Origin of the sequence: Tropicimonas sediminicola, assembly GCF_900188335.1 — a bacterium.
Lineage (GTDB): Bacteria > Pseudomonadota > Alphaproteobacteria > Rhodobacterales > Rhodobacteraceae > Tropicimonas > Tropicimonas sediminicola.
This window is the reverse complement of the sequence record NZ_FZOY01000002.1, coordinates 644,150-663,124: the sequence shown is the minus strand read 5'-3', so window position 1 is coordinate 663,124 and position 18,975 is coordinate 644,150. Positions and strand designations below refer to the sequence as shown.

Annotated in this window: 21 protein-coding genes; 17 read left to right on the top strand and 4 right to left on the bottom strand. The window is 66.6% G+C overall.

The features are described from left to right. Positions 1–75: 75 nt before the first annotated feature. The 6 genes from clpX to CHB86_RS07395 all read left to right on the top strand — a co-directional run bounded on the left by clpX (position 76) and on the right by CHB86_RS07395 (position 3,779). Positions 76–1,338 carry an ATP-dependent Clp protease ATP-binding subunit ClpX gene (gene clpX / locus CHB86_RS07420; protein ID WP_089232361.1) on the top strand — a complete coding sequence of 421 codons (1,263 nt, stop codon included), beginning with the start codon at positions 76–78 and terminating at the stop codon, positions 1,336–1,338. Positions 1,339–1,508: 170 nt separating this feature from the next. Continuing rightward, complete coding sequence (locus CHB86_RS07415; RefSeq protein WP_089232360.1) at positions 1,509–1,931, top strand: c-type cytochrome; 423 nt, start codon at positions 1,509–1,511, stop codon at positions 1,929–1,931. Between the two features lie 125 nt (positions 1,932–2,056). Then, positions 2,057–2,440, top strand: a complete 384-nt coding sequence (locus CHB86_RS07410) for a RidA family protein (RefSeq protein ID WP_089232359.1) — start codon at positions 2,057–2,059, stop codon at positions 2,438–2,440. 83 nt (positions 2,441–2,523) lie between these two features. Further along, positions 2,524–2,910, top strand: a complete 387-nt coding sequence (locus tag CHB86_RS07405; protein ID WP_089232358.1) for an NADH:ubiquinone oxidoreductase subunit NDUFA12 — start codon at positions 2,524–2,526, stop codon at positions 2,908–2,910. A 63-nt stretch (positions 2,911–2,973) separates the two neighbouring features. After that, positions 2,974–3,426, top strand: a complete 453-nt coding sequence (mlaD, locus tag CHB86_RS07400; RefSeq protein ID WP_089232357.1) for an outer membrane lipid asymmetry maintenance protein MlaD — start codon at positions 2,974–2,976, stop codon at positions 3,424–3,426. Further along, positions 3,426–3,779: a DUF2155 domain-containing protein gene (locus tag CHB86_RS07395; protein WP_089232356.1), complete on the top strand. Its 354-nt coding sequence runs from the start codon at positions 3,426–3,428 to the stop codon at positions 3,777–3,779. The genes mlaD and CHB86_RS07395 overlap by 1 nt, the downstream gene beginning before the upstream one ends. Here the strand turns inward: CHB86_RS07395 and aat are convergent. The 3 genes from aat to accB all read right to left on the bottom strand — a co-directional run bounded on the left by aat (position 3,743) and on the right by accB (position 6,304). Beyond that, complete coding sequence (gene aat / locus CHB86_RS07390; protein ID WP_089232355.1) at positions 3,743–4,378, bottom strand: leucyl/phenylalanyl-tRNA--protein transferase; 636 nt, start codon at positions 4,376–4,378, stop codon at positions 3,743–3,745. The genes CHB86_RS07395 and aat overlap by 37 nt on opposite strands. Before the next feature lie 88 nt (positions 4,379–4,466). Then, positions 4,467–5,813: an acetyl-CoA carboxylase biotin carboxylase subunit gene (gene accC / locus CHB86_RS07385; RefSeq protein WP_089232602.1), complete on the bottom strand. Its 1,347-nt coding sequence runs from the start codon at positions 5,811–5,813 to the stop codon at positions 4,467–4,469. After that, the gene (accB, locus tag CHB86_RS07380; RefSeq protein ID WP_089232354.1) at positions 5,813–6,304 is read right to left on the bottom strand and encodes an acetyl-CoA carboxylase biotin carboxyl carrier protein; all 492 of its coding nucleotides are present in this window, start codon (positions 6,302–6,304) and stop codon (positions 5,813–5,815) included. Before accB ends, accC begins: the two co-directional genes overlap by 1 nt. 290 nt (positions 6,305–6,594) lie before the next feature. Between accB and CHB86_RS07375 the strand changes: the two genes are divergently transcribed. Together CHB86_RS07375 and preA are read left to right on the top strand one after the other, a co-directional pair. Beyond that, complete coding sequence (locus tag CHB86_RS07375) at positions 6,595–7,956, top strand: NAD(P)-dependent oxidoreductase (protein ID WP_089232353.1); 1,362 nt, start codon at positions 6,595–6,597, stop codon at positions 7,954–7,956. Positions 7,957–7,970: 14 nt separating this feature from the next. After that, positions 7,971–9,278 carry an NAD-dependent dihydropyrimidine dehydrogenase subunit PreA gene (gene preA, locus CHB86_RS07370; RefSeq protein ID WP_089232352.1) on the top strand — a complete coding sequence of 436 codons (1,308 nt, stop codon included), beginning with the start codon at positions 7,971–7,973 and terminating at the stop codon, positions 9,276–9,278. Between the two features lie 62 nt (positions 9,279–9,340). On the opposite strand, the gene CHB86_RS07365 is transcribed toward preA, so the two are convergent. Then, complete coding sequence (locus CHB86_RS07365) at positions 9,341–9,979, bottom strand: TetR/AcrR family transcriptional regulator (RefSeq protein ID WP_089232351.1); 639 nt, start codon at positions 9,977–9,979, stop codon at positions 9,341–9,343. 175 nt (positions 9,980–10,154) lie between these two features. Here CHB86_RS07365 and aptA point away from each other — a divergent pair, with 175 nt between their 5' ends. The 9 genes from aptA to CHB86_RS07320 all read left to right on the top strand — a co-directional run bounded on the left by aptA (position 10,155) and on the right by CHB86_RS07320 (position 18,921). Then, complete coding sequence (aptA, locus tag CHB86_RS07360) at positions 10,155–11,480, top strand: omega-aminotransferase AptA (RefSeq protein WP_089232350.1); 1,326 nt, start codon at positions 10,155–10,157, stop codon at positions 11,478–11,480. 10 nt (positions 11,481–11,490) lie between these two features. After that, on the top strand, positions 11,491–11,886 hold the full coding sequence (locus tag CHB86_RS07355; protein ID WP_245837799.1) for an ACT domain-containing protein: 396 nt from the start codon (positions 11,491–11,493) through the stop codon (positions 11,884–11,886). A gap of 18 nt (positions 11,887–11,904) precedes the next feature. Beyond that, positions 11,905–13,155, top strand: a complete 1,251-nt coding sequence (locus tag CHB86_RS07350) for a Zn-dependent hydrolase (protein ID WP_089232348.1) — start codon at positions 11,905–11,907, stop codon at positions 13,153–13,155. A gap of 105 nt (positions 13,156–13,260) precedes the next feature. After that, positions 13,261–14,712: a dihydropyrimidinase gene (gene hydA / locus CHB86_RS07345; protein ID WP_089232347.1), complete on the top strand. Its 1,452-nt coding sequence runs from the start codon at positions 13,261–13,263 to the stop codon at positions 14,710–14,712. A 55-nt stretch (positions 14,713–14,767) separates the two neighbouring features. Continuing rightward, complete coding sequence (locus CHB86_RS07340) at positions 14,768–15,190, top strand: VOC family protein (protein WP_089232346.1); 423 nt, start codon at positions 14,768–14,770, stop codon at positions 15,188–15,190. Between the two features lie 67 nt (positions 15,191–15,257). Next, positions 15,258–16,082 carry an ABC transporter ATP-binding protein gene (locus tag CHB86_RS07335; RefSeq protein WP_176442817.1) on the top strand — a complete coding sequence of 275 codons (825 nt, stop codon included), beginning with the start codon at positions 15,258–15,260 and terminating at the stop codon, positions 16,080–16,082. 27 nt (positions 16,083–16,109) lie between these two features. Further along, the gene (locus tag CHB86_RS07330) at positions 16,110–17,042 is read left to right on the top strand and encodes an ABC transporter permease (protein WP_089232344.1); all 933 of its coding nucleotides are present in this window, start codon (positions 16,110–16,112) and stop codon (positions 17,040–17,042) included. Then, on the top strand, positions 17,039–17,884 hold the full coding sequence (locus tag CHB86_RS07325) for an ABC transporter permease (protein ID WP_089232343.1): 846 nt from the start codon (positions 17,039–17,041) through the stop codon (positions 17,882–17,884). The genes CHB86_RS07330 and CHB86_RS07325 overlap by 4 nt, the downstream gene beginning before the upstream one ends. 53 nt (positions 17,885–17,937) lie before the next feature. Then, on the top strand, positions 17,938–18,921 hold the full coding sequence (locus CHB86_RS07320; RefSeq protein ID WP_089232342.1) for an ABC transporter substrate-binding protein: 984 nt from the start codon (positions 17,938–17,940) through the stop codon (positions 18,919–18,921). Positions 18,922–18,975: the final 54 nt, after the last annotated feature.

The following is an 18,975-nucleotide window of genomic DNA, read 5'->3' as shown; positions in this document are numbered from 1 at the left end:
GGCGATCAGGACCGTCCCCTCACATGGGCCGCCGGCGCGGCTGGGACAGCGGGCACAGGGCCCTAGAGGATTGGCATGGCGAATTCATCCGGTAGCGACAGCAAGAACACCCTCTACTGCTCCTTCTGCGGAAAGAGCCAGCACGAGGTGCGCAAGCTGATTGCGGGGCCGACGGTTTTCATCTGCGATGAATGTGTCGAGCTCTGCATGGACATCATTCGCGAGGAAACCAAGTCTTCCGGGCTGAAGTCCTCCGACGGGGTGCCGACCCCGCAGGAAATCTGCAATGTCCTCGACGATTACGTGATCGGCCAGGCCCGCGCCAAGCGCGTGCTCTCGGTTGCGGTCCACAACCATTACAAGCGGCTCAATCACGCGTCCAAGAATGCCGAGATCGAGCTGCAGAAGTCGAACATCCTGCTGATCGGCCCGACCGGCTGCGGCAAGACCTATCTCGCCCAGACGCTGGCGCGCATTCTCGACGTGCCGTTCACCATGGCCGATGCGACCACGCTGACCGAGGCCGGTTACGTGGGCGAGGATGTCGAGAACATCATCCTCAAGCTGCTGCAGGCGTCGGAATACAACGTCGAGCGGGCGCAGCGCGGCATCGTCTATATCGACGAGGTCGACAAGATCACCCGCAAGTCCGACAACCCCTCGATCACCCGTGACGTCTCGGGCGAGGGCGTGCAGCAGGCGCTGCTGAAGATCATGGAGGGCACCGTGGCCTCCGTGCCGCCGCAGGGCGGGCGCAAGCATCCGCAGCAGGAATTCCTGCAGGTCGACACGACGAACATCCTGTTCATCTGCGGCGGCGCCTTTGCCGGGCTCGACAAGATCATCGCCCAGCGGGGCAAGGGCTCGGCCATCGGTTTCGGCGCGGACGTCAAGGACGAGGGCAACCAGGACATCGGCGAACTGTTCCGGCATCTGGAGCCGGAGGACCTGCTGAAGTTCGGCCTGATCCCGGAATTCGTCGGCCGTCTGCCGGTGATCGCCACGCTGGAGAACCTCGACGAGGACGCGCTGGTCACGATCCTGACGCAGCCGAAGAACGCCATCGTCAAGCAGTACCAGCGGCTCTTCGAACTGGAAGACACCGAACTGGCCTTCACCGATGATGCGCTGCGCGCCATCGCCCACCGCGCCATCGAGCGCAAGACCGGTGCGCGTGGCCTGCGGTCGATCATGGAAGACATCCTGCTCGACACGATGTTCGACCTTCCCGGCCTCGAGGGCGTGGACGAGGTCGTCGTCAACGAGGAGGCCGTGACCTCCGAGGCCCAGCCGCTGCTGATCTACGCCGAGAACAAGGACAGCGCCTCGGCGAGCTGAGCCAGCGCGGATACAGATACGAAAGGCCTCCCGGATCTTCGGGAGGCCTTTTTCGTTCCGGTGAGCCGGGCGACGGGAGTTCGGTCATATGCGCTTTGCATTGATTGAAATCATGTCGGGGACGCTTCCGGGCGTTTAGCCTTGCCCTTGGGTAAACTTGGGAGGAGGCAATGACACGGACACTCAATCTGGTGAGCGTTCTTCTGGCGATGACGGCGTTCGCCATCCAGCCCGCCGCGGCGGAAACGGTCGGGCAGGACGAATACATGAACAGCTGCGCCCAGTGCCACGGGGCCGGCGGCAAGGGCGACGGCCCGATGGTCGGGTTCCTGACCGGCACAATGCCGGATCTGACCACGCTGGCCGCCGAAAACGGTGGGGTATTTCCGATCACCCGGGTCTACTCGATGATCCAGGGAGCGGCCGAGCCCGGCGCGCACGGCACCCGCGAGATGCCGATCTGGGGCAACCGCTACCGGGTGCAGGGCGAAGCGGCGGGCAACCCCGATTTCTCGCTGTCCGAGGCGGAAACCTATGCGAGGTTCCGCATCCTGGCGCTGGTCGAGTATCTCTCGACGATCCAGGCGGAATAGGACGGGGCGAAACGGAGCGCCGCGGCTGAAAATCCTGCGTGAGGCATCACTATCCGCCTGACGGCGCTGCCCGTTCTGCGGCATGGTCCGGATGAACCAACTTCCGCAAGGAGGCGGACCGGACCATGCCAAGGCAGTTGATTTCCACAGGATCGCCCTTCGAGGAGCAGATCGGCTATTCCAGGGCCGTGGTCTGCGACGGATGGGTCTTCGTTTCCGGCACCACCGGATACGACTACGCGACGATGCAGATGCCGCAGGAAGTCGAGATGCAATGCTCGAACGCGCTGGCCACGATCGGCCGGGCGCTGGTCGAGGCGGGGGCGAGCCTCGATGACGTGGTGCGCGTGCGTTACATCCTGCCCGACGCCGGTGACTGGCCGGCATGCTGGCCTGCCACGCGGGCGGCGTTTGGCAGGGCCAAACCGGCGGCGACGATGATCACCGCGGGCCTTCAGGAGCCGGAGATGAAGATCGAGATCGAGGTGACGGCCCGCCTGCCGGACTGATCGGCGGGCTCTGCCGCGCTGATCACTGGACCTCGGGGCGCAGTTGGTCCATACCGGATCGCGACACGCATCCGGAGGCTTTCATGGGTATCCTCAATTCGGTTCTCCGCGCCATCATCTGGTGGGACGGCCAGACCTACGGCACCCAGCTTTTCACCTCTCGCCACGGCCAGAAGGTCGGCGAGGACAAGGACGGCAACGTCTATTACCGCAATGCCGACGACAGCAAGCGGTGGGTGATCTACGACGGGGAGATCGAGGCCAGCAAGGTGCCGCCCGAGTGGCATGGCTGGCTGCACCGGATGTACGACGAGCCGCCCAGCGACCGGCCGCTGCCCCACAAGCCGTGGGAAAAGCCGCATGTCGAGAATCTCACCGGGATGCCGGACATGGCCTACAAGCCGGCCGGCTCCCTGCGTCGCACCGATCCGGTGGCGCGCAGCGATTACGAGGCGTGGACGCCTGAATGACCATTGCGTTCGCGCGGCGTTGCGACCTCGGGCCGGCCACAATCCTGAGGCGCGGAGGTAGCCATGTCTGAAAGTCCCGGAGAAATCCTCGCCGGTGCGGCAACCCTTGCCGTCGCTGTCGGCTTCCTCGTCTATGCCAGCCAGGGCGCGGGCATGTCGCCGAGCCAGGGCGCGGGCTATGATCTCACCGCCAGCTTCCGCTCCGCCGAAGGCATCACCGTCGGCACCGACGTTCGCCTCGCAGGGGTCAAGGTCGGCACGGTGACCGGGCTCGACCTCAACCACCAGACCTTCCGGGCCGATGTCACGCTCAACGTGGCCGACAGCCTCGAAGTGCCGGAGGACAGCTCCATCGCGATCTCCTCCGAAGGTCTGCTCGGCGGCAACTTCGTCGAACTGGTGCCCGGCGGCTCGCCCTTCAACCTCGAACCGGGCTCGGAGATCGAGGACACGCAAGGGGCGCTCAGTCTCCTGGGTCTGCTGGCCAAGTTCGTCAGCTCGACCGAGGACGAGTGATGCGCTGGCTGGCGATCGCGTTGCTCGCGGCCGCGCCCGCGTTCGCCCAGCAGGAGGCGCGGAGCGCCAGTGGCGGCGAGATCCGCCTGCTCGACAAGATCAACGGCGAGACCACCGACATCAGCATCGGGCGCGGCGAGACCAAGCTCTTCGGCCGCCTGTCGATCACGCTTGGCGATTGCCGCTACCCGGCGAGCAACCCCAACTCGGACGCCTTCGGCTGGCTCGAGATCCGGGACGTGACCTCCGGCGATCCGGCCTTCTCCGGTTGGATGATCGCTTCCTCGCCGGCGCTCAAGGCGATGGACCACCCGCGCTACGACGTCTGGCTGCTGCGCTGTAGCAACGACTGAGCCGAGGGCAGGGGGCCGGTGGCGTCGAAATCGGCCCGCACGGCCAGCGCCTCGGCCAGCCGCTTCCGATACTCCGCCTGCGTGATCTCGATGGCCCCGAGGCTGGCGAGGTGCGGCGTCAGGAACTGCGCGTCGAAAAGCGTGAAGCCCCCCTGCCGCAAGCGATCCACGAGGTAGGCCAGCGCGACCTTCGAGGCATCGGTGCGCCGCGAGAACATGCTCTCTCCGAAGAAGGCGCCGCCGAGCGTCACACCATAGACACCGCCGACCAGTTCCTCACCCTCCCAGACCTCCAGCGAATGCGCGTGGCCCGCCGCGTGGAGCTGGGTGTAGAGATCGAAGATCGTGCGGTTGATCCAGGTTTCCGGACGGTCGGCGCATCCCTCGAGCACGCCGGTGAAATCCCGGTCGGTCGAGACGGTGTAACAGCCGCTGCGGAGGCGTCGGCGGAGCGAACGGGAGATCCGGAACCCATCCAGGGGAAAGATGCCGCGCATCCGCGGCTCGACCCAGAACACTTCGGTGTCCTCCCGGCTCTCGGCCATCGGGAAGATGCCGGAGGCATAGCCACGCAGAAGGAGATCGGGGGTCAGGTCCATCGCGTCCGGATCCGGGAGGCGGCCGCCGCGATGCGTGCCGGCCCGGAGACGTCGCTCCGGGCGCGGCGGGGGTCGTTGTGCGGGCGTGTCACGCGCCCTGGGCGGCCAGCCATTTCTCCAGCCAGTGGATGTCGTAGTTCCCGGCACGGATATCGGGTTCCGCCAGCAGGCCGTCGAACAGCGGCAGGGTCGTGTCGATGCCCTCGATCACGATCTCGCTGAGCGCGCGTTGCAGGCGCGACAGCGCCTCTTCGCGGTCGCGGCCGTGCACGATCAGCTTGCCGATCAGGCTGTCGTAATAGGGCGGGATCGTATAGCCGCCGTAGAGCGCCGAATCCATCCGCACGCCCAGCCCGCCGGGGGCGTGGTACATGCCAACGGTGCCGGGGCAGGGGGTGAAGTTCGGCAGCTTCTCGGCGTTGATCCGTACCTCGATGGCATGGCCGTTCACCACCAGGTCGTCCTGGCTGAACGAAAGCGGCAGGCCTTGGGCCACGCGGATCTGCTCGCGCACGAGGTCGACGCCGAAGATGCCTTCGGTGACCGGATGCTCGACCTGAAGCCGCGTGTTCATCTCGATGAAGTAGAACTCGCCGTCCTCGAACAGGAACTCGATCGTGCCGGCACCGATGTAGTTGATGCGGGCCACGGCGTCGGCGCAGATGTTGCCGATCCGGTTGCGGGTCTCGGCATCGATCACCGGGCCGGGGGCCTCCTCGAAGACCTTCTGGTGCCGGCGCTGCAGCGAGCAATCGCGCTCGCCGAGGTGCACGGCATTGCCCTTGCCGTCGCCGAAGACCTGGATCTCGATGTGGCGCGGCTTGGTGAGGTACTTCTCGATATAGACCTCGTCATTGCCGAAGGCCGCCTTGCTCTCGGAGCGGGCGGTGCGGAAGGCGTTGGGCAGGTCCGCCGCCGTCTTGGCGAGCTTCATCCCGCGACCGCCGCCGCCGGCGGTGGCCTTGACGATCACCGGGTAGCCGATCTCGGCGGCCACCTTCTCGGCGGTCTCGAGGTCCGGCACGCCGCCGTCGGAGCCCGGCACGCAGGGCACGCCGAGGTTCTTCATCGTCTCCTTGGCGGTGATCTTGTCGCCCATGACGCGGATGTGCTCCGCCTTGGGGCCGATGAAGGTGATGTCGTGGTCTTCCACGATCTGCACGAAGGCCGCGTTTTCCGAGAGGAAGCCGTAGCCAGGGTGAATCGCGTCCGCCCCGGTGATCTCGCAGGCCGAGATGATGTTGGGGAAGGACAGGTAGCTCTGGGGCGAGGGCGGCGGGCCGATGCAGACGCTCTCGTCGGCCAGGCGCACGTGCATCGCATCGCTGTCCGCGGTGGAATGCACGGCGACCGAGCGGATGCCCATTTCGCGGCAGGCCCGGATCACGCGCAGGGCGATCTCGCCGCGGTTGGCGATCAGGATCTTGTCGAACATCATTCGATGATCATCAGGGGGGCGCCGAATTCCACCGGGGCGCCGTTCTCGACCAGGATGCGCTTGACCGTGCCGGACCGCGGCGCGGGGATCTGGTTCATGGTCTTCATGGCCTCGACGATCAGCACCGTCTGGCCCTCGGACACGGTCGTGCCCACTTCGACGAAGGGTGCGGCGCCGGGCTCGGCGGCCATGTAGACCGTGCCGACCATCGGCGAGGTGACCGCGCCGGGCAGCTGAGCCGGATCCTCGACGGGGGCTGCGGCCTCGGCGGGAGCGGCCGGTGCGGCAGCGGGGGCCGGCGCAGCCGCGGGAGCGGCATAGGCGACCGGCGCCGGCGCCGCGGCGAGATGGCGGCACACCCGCACGTTCAGGCTGTCGTCCTCACCGTATTCGCGTTTGACTTCCAGCTCGGTCAACTCGTTTGCCCGCAGCAGCTCCGCGAGCGCCTCGATGAAGGCGACATCCGCGTCCTGACTCTTCCTGGTCATGTGGCCCTTGCCTCTGGTTCCTGAAAAATATGCTTCCATGTAACGGAACGTCACGGCCGTTAAAAGGGACGTTGCGCATAGAAGGCGCCCGCGCCGATGCCCGGAGTCGGGTTTTTGAACGCCGGCTCTGCCTTCTGAGCCACCAATCCACCCGTTCCGCTGCCCAAAATCGCGCCTCTCGCGGAATGCAGCCCTGGCCGCAGGCAAAATCACAAAATTTACCGTTTGATAAAAAATTTGACCTGTGCCAGCGTTGAAGAAAGGAAATGTCTCCAGCAGGGGTTTGCACGATGCAAAACAGCCAGAGGACGCCAGGGGTCGTGCCCGGACGACTCGATCAGGCCAGCTACAACCGGAATTTCGACGAGCTTCACCCGCCGCTTGACGCGCACGAGGCCCATGTCGCGGCGGACCGTTGCTACTTCTGTCACGACGCGCCCTGCGTCACGGCCTGCCCGACCGACATCGATATCCCGATGTTCATCCGGCAGATCCAGACCGGCACCCCGGACAACGCGGCCCGGACGATTCTGGAGCAGAACATTCTCGGCGGCATGTGCGCCCGTGTCTGCCCGACCGAGACGCTCTGCGAGGAAGTCTGCGTCCGGCAGGTGGCCGAGGGCAGCCCGGTGGAGATCGGCCAGCTTCAGCGCTACGCGACCGACCACCTCATGGAGCAGGGCATCCACCCCTTCACCCGCGCCGCCGAGACCGGCAAGCGCGTCGCCGTCGTCGGCGCCGGGCCGGCCGGGCTGTCCTGTGCCCACCGGCTGGCGATGCGCGGCCATGACGTGGTGATTTTCGACGCCCGCGAAAAGGCGGGCGGTCTCAACGAATTCGGCATCGCCGCCTACAAGACGGTCGGGGATTACGCCTCCTTCGAGGTCGACTGGCTGCTGAAGATCGGCGGGATCGAGCTGCGGACCGGCATGAAGCTCGGCGAGAACCTGACACTGGACGAACTCCGCGAGGGTTTCGACGCCGTCTTCCTCGGCATCGGCCTGCCGGGGGTGAACGCCCTGCGGGTCGAGGGCGAGGCCCATGCCCATGTGCGCGACGCGGTTGATTTCATCGCCGAGCTGCGCCAGGCCGAAGACCTCTCCAAGCTGCCCGTCGGCCGCGAAGTGGTGGTGATCGGCGGCGGCATGACCGCGGTGGACGCGGCGATCCAGAGCAAGCTGCTGGGCGCCGAGCATGTCACGATGGTCTATCGGCGCGGGCGCGAACGGCTCTCGGCCTCGACATTCGAACAGGAACTGGCGGCGGCGCGTGGCGTGCGGATCATCCTCAACGCCCAGCCGGTGGCCTTCAATACCACGGATGGACAGACCGTGTCCTCCGTGACTTTCGCCTATACCGAGGACACGCCGAACGGCATGCAAGCCTCCGAGGAGACCTTCACGCTGCCGGCCGACCAGGTTCTCAAGGCCATCGGACAGTCGCTCGAGGGCGTGCCCGGCGTGGTCGAGACCGAGGGCGGCAAGATCGTGGTCACCGGCCCGGGCCGCACCTCGCTCGACGGCGTCTGGGCCGGCGGCGACTGCGCCGCGGGCGGCGACGACCTGACGGTGACCGCGGTCGCCGATGGCCGCGACGCGGCCGAGGACATCCACCTGGCGCTGGTCGGCGAAGCCGCCGTCGCAGCCGAGTGAGGGAGATCTAACAGATGGCAAATCTTGCGAGCGAATTCGTCGGCATCAAGTCGCCCAACCCGTTCTGGCTGGCCTCCGCGCCGCCGACCGACAAGGAATACAACGTCCGCCGCGCCTTCGAGGCCGGCTGGGGCGGCGTGGTCTGGAAGACCCTAGGCCAGGAAGGCCCGCCGATCGTCAACGTCAACGGTCCGCGCTACGGCGCCGTCTGGGGCGCCGATCGCCGCCTGCTCGGGCTCAACAACATCGAGCTGATCACCGACCGCCCGCTGGAGGTGAACCTCCGCGAGATCAAGGCGGTGAAGCGTGACTATCCCGACCGCGCCGTGGTGGTGAGCCTCATGGTCCCCTGCGAGGAGGAAGCCTGGAAGGCGATCCTGCCGGTGGTCGAGGAAACCGGCGCCGACGGGATCGAGTTGAACTTCGGCTGCCCGCACGGGATGGCGGAGCGCGGCATGGGCTCGGCGGTGGGGCAGGTGCCCGAGTACATCGAGATGGTGACCCGCTGGTGCAAGCAGAACACCAGGATGCCGGTGATCGTGAAGCTCACGCCCAACGTCACCAACATCGTCTACCCGGCCGAGGCGGCCAAGCGCGGCGGGGCGGATGCGGTCAGCCTGATCAACACGATCAACTCGATCACCTCGGTCGACCTCGACGCGATGAGCCCGGAGCCGATGATCGACGGCAAGGGCACGCACGGCGGCTATTGCGGCCCGGCGGTGAAGCCGATCGCGCTCAACATGGTGGCCGAGATCGCCCGCAACCCCGAAACCGCCGGCCTGCCGATCTCCGGTATCGGCGGCGTCACGACCTGGCGCGACGCGGCGGAGTTCATGGCGCTCGGCGCGGGCAACGTGCAGGTCTGCACCGCGGCGATGACCTATGGCTTCCGCGTCGTGCAGGAGATGATTGCCGGGCTTTCCTCCTGGATGGACGAGAAGGGCTACACCTCTGTCGACGAGGTCGTCGGCCGCGCGGTGCCGAACGTCACCGACTGGCAGTTCCTCAACCTCAACTACATCACCAAGGCCGAGATCGACCAGGAGGCCTGCATCAAGTGCGGCCGCTGCTTTGCCGCCTGCGAGGACACCTCGCACCAGGCCATCGTGATGAAGGAGGATCGCGTGTTCGAGGTCGACGACAGCGAATGCGTCGCCTGCAACCTCTGCGTCAACGTCTGCCCGATCGAGGGCTGCATCACCATGCGGCGGCTCGATGCCGGCGAGCTCGACCTGCGCACGGGCGAGAAGGTCCCGGCCGAGCCCGGTGACTGGACGACCCATCCCAACAACCCGCAGACGGCCTGCGCCGCCGAATAAGGGTCTGACATGTTACGATATTCAGCGGGGCGCTTCGGCGCCCCGTTCTCGTTTGCCAGGGCTCAGGGCGTGAGCAGCTTCGTGAAGAGCGCCACCAGGTAACGTTCGGCTTCGGGAAAGGGGTCCGCGCCCTCGTCCCCCAGAACGGTGCGCACCTGCACGTCGAAATCCGCGTAGTGCTGGGTCAGCGACCAGATCGAGAAGATCAGGTGATAGGGGTGCACCTCGGCGATCCGCCCGGCGGCGATCCAGCCACGGATCACCTCGACCTTCTCGTCGACCAGCGGTTTCAGCACCGTGCCCAGGGTATCGCCCAGATGCGGACCGCCCTGCAGCACCTCGTTGGCGAAGATCCGGCTTTCGCGCGGCATCTCGCGACTCATCTCCAGCTTGCGCCGCACGTAGCCCAGAATCTCCGACACCGGATCGCCCTGCGGATCGAGCGTGCGCAGCGGGTCGAGCCAGACGTCGAGCAGCGTCGACAGGAGCGCCAGGTGCATCGCCTCCTTGGTCGGGAAGTAGTAGAGCAGGTTGGGCTTGGAGAGGCCCGCCGCCTGCGCGATCTCGTCCACGGTCGCGCCGCGGAAACCCTTGGAAGAAAAGACATCCAGAGCCGCGTCGAGGATGGCCTTGTGGTTGCGACGCTGGATGCGGGTGCGGGGCTCGCTCGGGATTCGGGGCGGAGACTTCTCTGAATTCATGCGTCGCTCAAGTTTCCATCAAACTGCCTGCAAAAACGGGAGTCCTGTGAGGCATCTGACTGCATTTCGTGCCCCGCGCTTGACTGCCCCCCGACCCGTGGTAGCGTGTTCCTGACCATTTGGTCAAACAAACAAGCTCGCACCCCGCAAGAAGGGCAGCCAGCAGGGAGACAACATGGCGCTCGATCGCAACCCCGCACCAAACGATCTCAGTGCGTTCTGGATGCCGTTCACTGCAAACCGCCAGTTCAAGCAGACCCCGCGCATGTTCGTGGCTGCCGAGGGTATGCATTACACCACCGACGACGGCCGCCAGGTTCTGGACGGCACCGCCGGCCTCTGGTGCTGCAACGCCGGTCACCGCCGCCCGAAGATAGTCGAGGCGATCCAGGCACAGGCGGCCGAGCTGGACTATGCACCGGCCTTCCAGATGGGCCACCCCAAGGCGTTCCAGCTCGCCTCCGCAGTGCGGGACATGGCGCCCGAGCCCTTCGAACATGTGTTCTTCACCAACTCCGGGTCCGAATCCGTCGAGACCGCGCTGAAGATCGCGCTCGCCTATCACCGTGCCCGCGGCGAGGGGCAGCGCACCCGCCTGATCGGCCGCGAGCGCGGCTACCACGGTGTCAACTTCGGCGGGATCTCCGTCGGCGGCATCGTCAACAACCGCAAGGTCTTCGGCACCCTCCTGAACGGGGTGGACCACCTGCCGGCGACGCATCTGCCGGAAAACGCCATGACCCGCGGCCAGCCGGAACACGGCGCGCATCTGGCCGACGAGCTGGAGCGGATCTGCGCCCTGCATGGCGGCGAGACCATCGCCGCGGTGATCGTGGAACCGATGGCCGGCTCGACCGGCGTGCTGCTGCCGCCCAGGGGGTACCTTGAGCGCCTGCGCGAGATCTGCACCCGGCACGGCATCCTGCTGATCTTCGACGAGGTCATTACCGGGTTCGGCCGGCTCGGGTCGTCCTTCGCGGCGGAGCATTTCGGGGTGATGCCGGACCTCATCACCTGCGCGAAGGGGCTGACCAACGGGGTGATCCCGATGGGCGCGGTGCTGGCCACGGGCCAGATCCACGACTCCTTCATGACCGGCCCGGAGCACATGATCGAGCTGTTCCACGGCTACACCTATTCCGGCAACCCGATTGCCTCGGCCGCCGGCCTCGCCACGCTCGAGACCTATCGCGAGGAAGGGCTGTTCCAGCGTGCGGCGGATCTTGCGCCCTACTGGGAGGACGCCCTGCATTCGCTGGCCGATTGCCGGCATGTCGTCGATATCCGCAACATGGGGCTGATCGGGGCGATCGAGCTGGAGCCGATCGCCGGCGCGCCGACCAAGCGGGCCTTCAGCGCCTTCCTCGATGCCTATGACAAGGGGTGCCTGATCCGGACCACCGGCGACATCATCGCGCTCAGCCCGCCGCTGATCATCGAGAAGCCGCATGTCGACCAGCTCGTCGGCACGCTGCGCGATGTTCTGAACGCGCTGGACTGAGGCGGGCGCGGTGACCGAGAGGGTGAAAGAAGGGCAGGCGATGGTTCGGCAGATGGCGCCGCGCCTCGTGCCGGGCCATTTCGCCTTTCGCACGCTCCTCGATCCGGATGAGCTGGCCGAGGTCCTGCCGCGCGCGCAGGGCATGTTCCGCGAAGCCGAGGGGATCTCGGTGATCGTGCCGGTGCCGCCCCGCGCGCCCCTCGCGATGCGACAGATCACGCTGGAGGTGCATTCCGCCCTCGACGGCGTCGGGCTGACCGCAGCGGTGTCGGGGGCGCTCGCCGCCCTTGGCATCCCCTGCAACATGGTGGCCGCCCACCACCACGACCATGTCTTCGTGCCGGAGGACCAGGCCGAGGCAGCGCTCGACGCGTTGCGCGCCCTGGCCGAGGGCGCGAGTTCGTAGCGAAGAACGGAGAAAGAGATGCCTGCACCTGGCGCGAACCTGAAGATCAACGGCACCCGCCTTTGGGACTCGATCATGGAAATGGCAAAGATCGGCCCGGGCGTGGCGGGCGGCAACAACCGCCAGACCCTGACCGATGCCGATGCCGCGGGCCGCGCGCTGTTCCAGAAATGGTGCGACGAGGCGGGGCTGACCATGGGCGTCGACAAGATGGGCACCATGTTCGCCACCCGCGCGGGCGAGGATCCGGACGCGCTGCCCGTCTACGTGGGCAGCCACCTCGACACCCAGCCGACCGGCGGCAAGTATGACGGCGTGCTCGGCGTGCTGGGCGCGCTCGAGGCGGTGCGGACGATGAACGACCTCGGCATCAAGACAAAACACCCGATCGTGGTGGTGAACTGGACCAACGAGGAGGGCGCGCGCTTCGCTCCCGCGATGCTGGCCTCCGGCGTTTTCGCCGGGGTGCACACGCTCGACTACGCCTACGACCGCGAGGACCTCGAGGGCATGAAGTTCGGCGACGAGCTGAAGCGGATCGGCTGGGTCGGCGACGAGGAAGTCGGCGCGCGCAAGATGCACGCCTATTACGAGCTGCACATCGAGCAGGGGCCGATCCTCGAGGCCGAGGGCAAGGACATCGGCGTCGTGACCCATTGCCAGGGCCTCTGGTGGCTGGAGTTCACCCTCACCGGCAAGGAGGCGCATACCGGCTCCACGCCGATGGCGATGCGGGTGAACGCGGGGCTCGCCATGAGCCGGATCTTCGAGATGGTGCAGGAGGTCACGATGGCCGCGCAGCCCGATGCCGTGGGTGGCGTGGGGCAGGTGACGTTCAGCCCCAACTCGCGCAACGTGCTGCCTGGCAAGGTGGTCTTCACGGTCGACATCCGCACCGTCGACCAGGCCAAGCTCGACGGGATGCGCGACACGATCGAGGCCCGCGCGGCGGAGATCTGCGAGGAACTGGGCGTCGGCTGCGCCGTCGAGCGCGTGGGCCATTTCGACCCGGTCACCTTCACGCCGGATCTGGTGGAGAACGTCCGCGCCGCGGCGGAGCGGCTGGGCTATTCGCACATGAACCTGGTCTCCGGCGCCGGCCACGATGCCTGCTGGGCGGCCAAGGTTGCGCCGACGACGATGGTGATGTGTCCCTGCGTCGGCGGGCTGTCGCACAACGAGGCCGAAGAGATCACGCCGGACTGGGCAGCCGCCGGGGCGGAAGTGCTCTGCCACGCGGTGCTGGAGACGGCGGAGATCGTGGAGTGAAACGGCGCGGCCGGGGGCGTTGCCCCCGGGCCCCCGGGATATTTTTCAACAGATGATGCGGGAGCCGTGCAAAGGTGGCGCGGCAGCTCGACAGGGAGACAGACCATGACCACTCTCATCAAGAACGGAACCATCGTCACCGCCGATCTGACCTACAAGGCGGATGTGCTGGTTGACGGCGGCAAGATCGTGGAGATCGGGCCGGACCTGAAGGGCGACGAGGTGCTCGACGCCACCGGCTGCTACGTGATGCCGGGCGGGATCGACCCGCACACCCATCTCGAGATGCCCTTCATGGGCACCTATTCGAGCGACGATTTCGACAGCGGCACCCGTGCCGCGCTGTCGGGCGGCACCACGATGGTGGTTGATTTCGCCCTGCCGAGCCCGGAGCAGGGGCTGCTCGACGCGCTCAAGATGTGGGACAACAAGTCGACCCGCGCGCATTGCGACTATTCCTTCCACATGGCGATCACCTGGTGGAGCGAGCAGGTCTTCAACGAGATGGAGGAAGTGGTGAAGCGCGGCATCACCACCTTCAAGCATTTCATGGCCTACAAGGGCGCGCTGATGGTCAATGACGACGAGCTCTACGCGTCGTTCCAGCGCTGCGCCGAGCTGGGGGCCATTCCGCTGGTCCATGCCGAGAACGGCGACGTGGTGGCCGAGCTCTCCGCGCGGCTGCTGGCCGAAGGCAATACAGGCCCCGAGGCACATGCCTATTCCCGCCCGCCGCAGGTGGAAGGCGAGGCCACGAACCGCGCCATCATGATCGCCGACATGGCCGGCGTGCCGCTCTACGTCGTGCACACCTCCTGCGAGGAGAGCCACGAGGCGATCCGGCGGGCGCGGATGCAGGGCAAGCGCGTCTGGGGCGAGCCGCTGATCCAGCACCTGACGCTGGACGAGAGCGAGTATTCCAACCCCGATTGGGACCACGCCGCGCGGCGCGTAATGTCGCCGCCGTTCCGCAACAAGCAGCACCAGGACTCGCTCTGGGCTGGGCTGCAGTCGGGCTCGCTCTCGGTGGTGGCGACGGACCATTGCGCCTTCACCACGGAGCAGAAGCGCTTTGGCGTGGGCGATTTCACCAAGATCCCCAACGGCACCGGGGGCCTGGAGGACCGGATGCCGATGCTCTGGACCCATGGCGTCGGCACCGGGCGGCTGACGCCGAACGAATTCGTCGCCGTCACTTCAACGAACATCGCCAAGATCCTGAATTGCTACCCGAAAAAGGGCGCGATCATGGTGGGGGCGGATGCCGATATCGTGGTCTGGGACCCGGAAAAGACCAAGACCATCTCGGCCAGCACCCAACAATCGGCGATCGATTACAACGTCTTCGAGGGCAAGAAGGTGAAGGGCCTGCCGCGTTACACCCTCACCCGTGGCCGCGTGGCCGTGGTCGATGGCGAGGTGAAGCCCAAGGAAGGCCACGGCGAGTTCGTCGCCCGCGAGCCGAACGGCACCGTCAACAAGGCGCTGTCCACCTGGAAGGAGCTGACCGCGCCGCGGCCCGTGGAGCGCTCCGGCATTCCGGCGAGCGGGGTGTGATGGCGAAAGCACTCCCATCCGGCCTTCCGCGCTCCTGCCGGAGCGCGGCGCAGGGATGACCGGAATCGCGGCGATCTCGGGCGTGCTGGAATCGGCGGTTTACGTCGACGACCTCGACGCGGCCGAGGCCTTCTACGGGGAGACCCTGGGCCTGCCGCGTATCGTCCGGGTCGACGGCCGGCACGTCTTCTTCCGCTGCGGCGCGGGCGTTGTGCTGATCTTCATTCCGGAGGTCACCCGCGTCCCGCCGGCGGAGGGCGCGCTGCCGGTGCCGCCGCACGGGGCGGCCGGCGCGGGGCACATCTGCTTCGCGGTGGCGTCATCCGATATGGACGCCATGCGTGCGGGCCTCGAGACCGCCGGAATCGAGATCGAGGCGGATTTCGCCTGGCCGAACGGAGCACGGTCGATCTACGTGCGGGATCCGGCCGGCAACAGCGTAGAATTTGCCGAACCACACCTGTGGGGCGACACATGACAAGAACAGGATCCGCCACCAATGTCGGACCACAGAAGCAGCGGCGAGGGACATGAGTGAACCCAGCATGGAAACCGATAGCGTGAGACCTTCCGGGGCAGGGACATCCCAGCGTTCGCCGGTCATAGAGGCCCGCAAGCTCGACCTCACCTTTCAGACCAACGACGGCGCGGTGCAGGCGCTGCGGGACGTCAACCTGACGATCAACAAGGGCGACTTCGTCTCCTTCATTGGCCCGTCCGGCTGCGGCAAGACCACGTTCCTGCGGGTGGTGGCGGCGCTGGAGCATCCGACGGGCGGGCAGATCACCGTGAACGGGATGAGCCCCGACGAGGCGCGGCGCAAGCGGGCCTATGGCTACGTGTTCCAGGCGGCCGGGCTCTATCCGTGGCGGACCATCGCCAAGAACATCAAGCTGCCGCTGGAGATCATGGGCTATTCCCGGGCGCAGCAGGACGAGCAGGTGGCGCGGGTGCTGAAGCTGGTCGACCTCGAGGGCTTCGGCGCGAAATACCCCTGGCAGCTGTCGGGCGGCATGCAGCAACGGGCCTCCATCGCGCGGGCGCTGGCCTTCGACGCCGAGATCCTGCTGATGGACGAGCCTTTCGGCGCGCTGGACGAGATCGTCCGCGACCACCTGAACGAGCAGCTGCTGGCGCTCTGGGACCGGACCGGCAAGACGATCGGCTTCGTCACCCATTCGATCCCCGAAGCGGTCTATCTCTCGACCAAGATCGTGGTGATGTCGCCGCGGCCGGGGCGGATCACCGACGTGATCGAGAGCACCCTGCCGCGGGAGCGTCCGCTGGACATCCGCGACACGCCGGAATTCCTCGCCATCGCGCACCGGGTGCGCGAGGGGCTGCGGGCGGGGCATGCCTATGACGATTGATCCGAAGCCCGGGCGGAGGGCCGTGCGATGAAGACCGCCTTTCCCGTTCTCGTGGTGCTCGCCGCGATCGTGGCGCTCTGGTACGCGGCCGTGGCGCCAATGAACATCCGCACCGCGCTGGACCAGGCCGAGCGGGCCGGGGCCGCGGTGGAGCCCGCCGGGGCGCGCGAGCGGCTCGAAGTCTCGGTCTGGCGCCTGATGATCGACAATCCGGACCATGTCTCGGAAGGCTATGCCCTCGACCGTCCCCGCCTGCCCACGCCCGTCCAGGTCGGCGAGGAATTGTGGAAGACCACTGGCGAGATGGTGCTGAAGGGGCGCGCCATGTCGAAGCGCTCGCTGATCTACCACGCCAGCATCACCCTGCAGTCTACCCTCTGGGGGTTCCTGCTCGGAACGACGCTCGGCATCCTCGGCGCGGTGGCGATCGTGCATTCCCGGGTGATGGACATGAGCGTCATGCCCTGGGCGATCATCAGCCAGACGATCCCCATCGTGGCGCTGGCGCCGATGATCATCGTGCTCAGCGCACAGCTCGGGATCGAGGGCCGCGGAGTGCCAAAGGCGATCATCTCGGCCTACCTGTGCTACTTCCCGGTGCTGGTCGGCATGGTGAAGGGGCTGCGCGCGCCCACGGCCTCGCAGCTCGACCTGCTGCGCACCTATAACGCCTCGCAGCGGGAAACCTTCTTCAAGCTGCGGCTGCCGGCCTCGCTTCCCTATCTCTTCACCTCGCTCAAGATCGGCATCGCCTCGGCGCTGGTCGGGACCATCGTCGGCGAGCTGCCCACCGGCGCGATCTCCGGGCTCGGCGCGCGCATCCTGATCGGCGACCAGTTCGGCACGCCGCTGGCGATCTGGGCGGCGCTGCTGGCCGCGGCGATCCTGGCCGGGGTGCTGGTGACGCTGCTCGACATCCTGCAGCGCGTCACGCTCAAGCGGATGGGGATGCCGACATGACGCTGCTGATCTTCTCCGTCGTCATCTGGTGCGCCGTCTGGGCGATGAACCGGCAAATCGCCAATTCCCCGGACCGGGACGACCGCGCGGCGCGGATCTTCGTGCCGGTGGTGCTGGGCGGGGCGACGCTGTTTCTCTGGGAAGGGCTGGTGACCGGGCTCGGGGTCTCGCCGGTGATCCTGCCCGCGCCCTCGGACATCGCGGCCACCTTCGCCGCCTCCACCGCCATACTGTGGGAGGATTTCGTCCAGACCGTGCTCAAGGGGGCGCTCACGGGCTATGTCATCGGCTGCACCGCGGCCTTCGTCATTGCCGTGCTGATCGACCGCTCCAGCTTCCTCACCCGCGGGCTGCTGCCCATCGGCAACTTCGTGGCCGCGCTGCCGATCGTCGGCATCGCGCCGATCCTGGTGAGCTGGTTCGGCTTCGACTGGCAGTCCAAGGCGGCGGTCGTCGTGGTGATGGTGTTCTTCCCGATGCTGGTGAACACCGTGCAGGGGCTGCGGGAGACCGACGCGATGCAACGCGACCTGATGCGCACCTATGCGGCGGGCTATCTCCAGACCCTGGTCAAGCTGCGGCTGCCGGCGGCGATGCCCTTTGTTTTCAACGGGCTCAAGATTGCATCAACGCTGGCGCTGATCGGCGCTATCGTGGCCGAGTATTTCGGCTCGCCGACGCGCGGCATGGGGTTCCGCATTTCCACCGGGGTCGGGAGCCTGTCCATTGACCTCGTCTGGGCGGAAATCGCCGTGGCGGCCATCGTGGGGACGTTGCTTTATGGCGGCGTTTCGTGGATCGAAAAGGTGGTGACCTTCTGGCACCCCTCGCAACGCAGGTAACCAAGCTGCCGAAAAGGCAGGCAAAAACTGAAGAGCCAACAAGGAGAGAGAAGATGAAGAAATTTCTAGCGGGAACGGCGCTGTCGCTGATCGCCGGCTCGGCCATGGCGGCCGACGAGGTCACGCTGCAGCTCAAGTGGGTCACCCAGGCCCAGTTCGCGGGCTATTACGTGGCGCTCGACCAGGGCTTCTACGAGGAAGAGGACCTGGACGTCACGATCCTGCCCGGCGGCCCCGATATCGCGCCGACCCAGGTGATCGCCGGCGGCGGCGCCGACGTGACCATCGAATGGATGCCCGCCGCGCTCGCCGCCCGTGAAAAGGGGCTGCCGCTGGTCAACATCGCCCAGCCGTTCAAGTCCTCCGGCATGATGCTGACCTGCTGGAAGGACACCGGCATCGAAGAGCCCATGGATCTCGTCAACCGCACGCTGGGCGTCTGGTTCTTCGGCAACGAGTTCCCCTTCATGAGCTGGATGTCCTCGCTCGGGATCTCGACCGACGGCAAGGCCGAGATGGGCGTCGAGGTGCTCAAGCAGGGCTTCAACGTCGATCCGCTGCTGCAGCGGCAGGCCGACTGCATCTCGACCATGACCTACAACGAATACTGGCAGGTGATCGACGCCGGCGTGTCTCCGGACGAGCTCATCACCTTCAAGTACGAGGATCAGGGCGTCGCGACGCTGGAAGACGGCATCTACGTGCTGGAAGAGAATCTCGCCGACCCGGAATTCGAGGACAAGATGGTGCGCTTCGTGCGGGCCTCCATGAAGGGCTGGAAATGGGCCGAGGAGAACCCGGACGACGCGGCGATGATCGTGCTCGACAATGACGAGACCGGCGCCCAGACCGAGACCCACCAGAAGCGCATGATGGGCGAGATTGCCAAGCTGACCGCGGGCTCCAACGGCGCGCTCGACCCGGCCGATTACGAGCGCACCGTGTCGACGCTGCTGAGCGGCGGCTCTGACCCGGTCATCAGCCAGGAGCCGGAAGGCGCCTGGACCCACCAGATCAGCGACAAGGCGCTGAACTGATCGACGGGACGCCCCGGATGACATGACCTGCCTCCAATCGCAGGTGCGGCGCCG

Excerpts from the sequence above, each read along its gene's own strand:
- clpX (WP_089232361.1), top strand. The coding sequence starts at position 76 with ATGGCGAATTCATCCGGTAGCGACAGCAAGAACACCCTCTACTGCTCC.
- CHB86_RS07415 (WP_089232360.1), top strand. The coding sequence starts at position 1,509 with ATGACACGGACACTCAATCTGGTGAGCGTTCTTCTGGCGATGACGGCG.
- CHB86_RS07410 (WP_089232359.1), top strand. The coding sequence starts at position 2,057 with ATGCCAAGGCAGTTGATTTCCACAGGATCGCCCTTCGAGGAGCAGATC.
- CHB86_RS07405 (WP_089232358.1), top strand. The coding sequence starts at position 2,524 with ATGGGTATCCTCAATTCGGTTCTCCGCGCCATCATCTGGTGGGACGGC.
- mlaD (WP_089232357.1), top strand. The coding sequence starts at position 2,974 with ATGTCTGAAAGTCCCGGAGAAATCCTCGCCGGTGCGGCAACCCTTGCC.
- CHB86_RS07395 (WP_089232356.1), top strand. The coding sequence starts at position 3,426 with ATGCGCTGGCTGGCGATCGCGTTGCTCGCGGCCGCGCCCGCGTTCGCC.
- aat (WP_089232355.1), bottom strand. The coding sequence starts at position 4,378 with ATGGACCTGACCCCCGATCTCCTTCTGCGTGGCTATGCCTCCGGCATC.
- accC (WP_089232602.1), bottom strand. The coding sequence starts at position 5,813 with ATGTTCGACAAGATCCTGATCGCCAACCGCGGCGAGATCGCCCTGCGC.
- accB (WP_089232354.1), bottom strand. The coding sequence starts at position 6,304 with ATGACCAGGAAGAGTCAGGACGCGGATGTCGCCTTCATCGAGGCGCTC.
- CHB86_RS07375 (WP_089232353.1), top strand. The coding sequence starts at position 6,595 with ATGCAAAACAGCCAGAGGACGCCAGGGGTCGTGCCCGGACGACTCGAT.
- preA (WP_089232352.1), top strand. The coding sequence starts at position 7,971 with ATGGCAAATCTTGCGAGCGAATTCGTCGGCATCAAGTCGCCCAACCCG.
- CHB86_RS07365 (WP_089232351.1), bottom strand. The coding sequence starts at position 9,979 with ATGAATTCAGAGAAGTCTCCGCCCCGAATCCCGAGCGAGCCCCGCACC.
- aptA (WP_089232350.1), top strand. The coding sequence starts at position 10,155 with ATGGCGCTCGATCGCAACCCCGCACCAAACGATCTCAGTGCGTTCTGG.
- CHB86_RS07350 (WP_089232348.1), top strand. The coding sequence starts at position 11,905 with ATGCCTGCACCTGGCGCGAACCTGAAGATCAACGGCACCCGCCTTTGG.
- hydA (WP_089232347.1), top strand. The coding sequence starts at position 13,261 with ATGACCACTCTCATCAAGAACGGAACCATCGTCACCGCCGATCTGACC.
- CHB86_RS07340 (WP_089232346.1), top strand. The coding sequence starts at position 14,768 with ATGACCGGAATCGCGGCGATCTCGGGCGTGCTGGAATCGGCGGTTTAC.
- CHB86_RS07335 (WP_176442817.1), top strand. The coding sequence starts at position 15,258 with ATGGAAACCGATAGCGTGAGACCTTCCGGGGCAGGGACATCCCAGCGT.
- CHB86_RS07330 (WP_089232344.1), top strand. The coding sequence starts at position 16,110 with ATGAAGACCGCCTTTCCCGTTCTCGTGGTGCTCGCCGCGATCGTGGCG.
- CHB86_RS07325 (WP_089232343.1), top strand. The coding sequence starts at position 17,039 with ATGACGCTGCTGATCTTCTCCGTCGTCATCTGGTGCGCCGTCTGGGCG.
- CHB86_RS07320 (WP_089232342.1), top strand. The coding sequence starts at position 17,938 with ATGAAGAAATTTCTAGCGGGAACGGCGCTGTCGCTGATCGCCGGCTCG.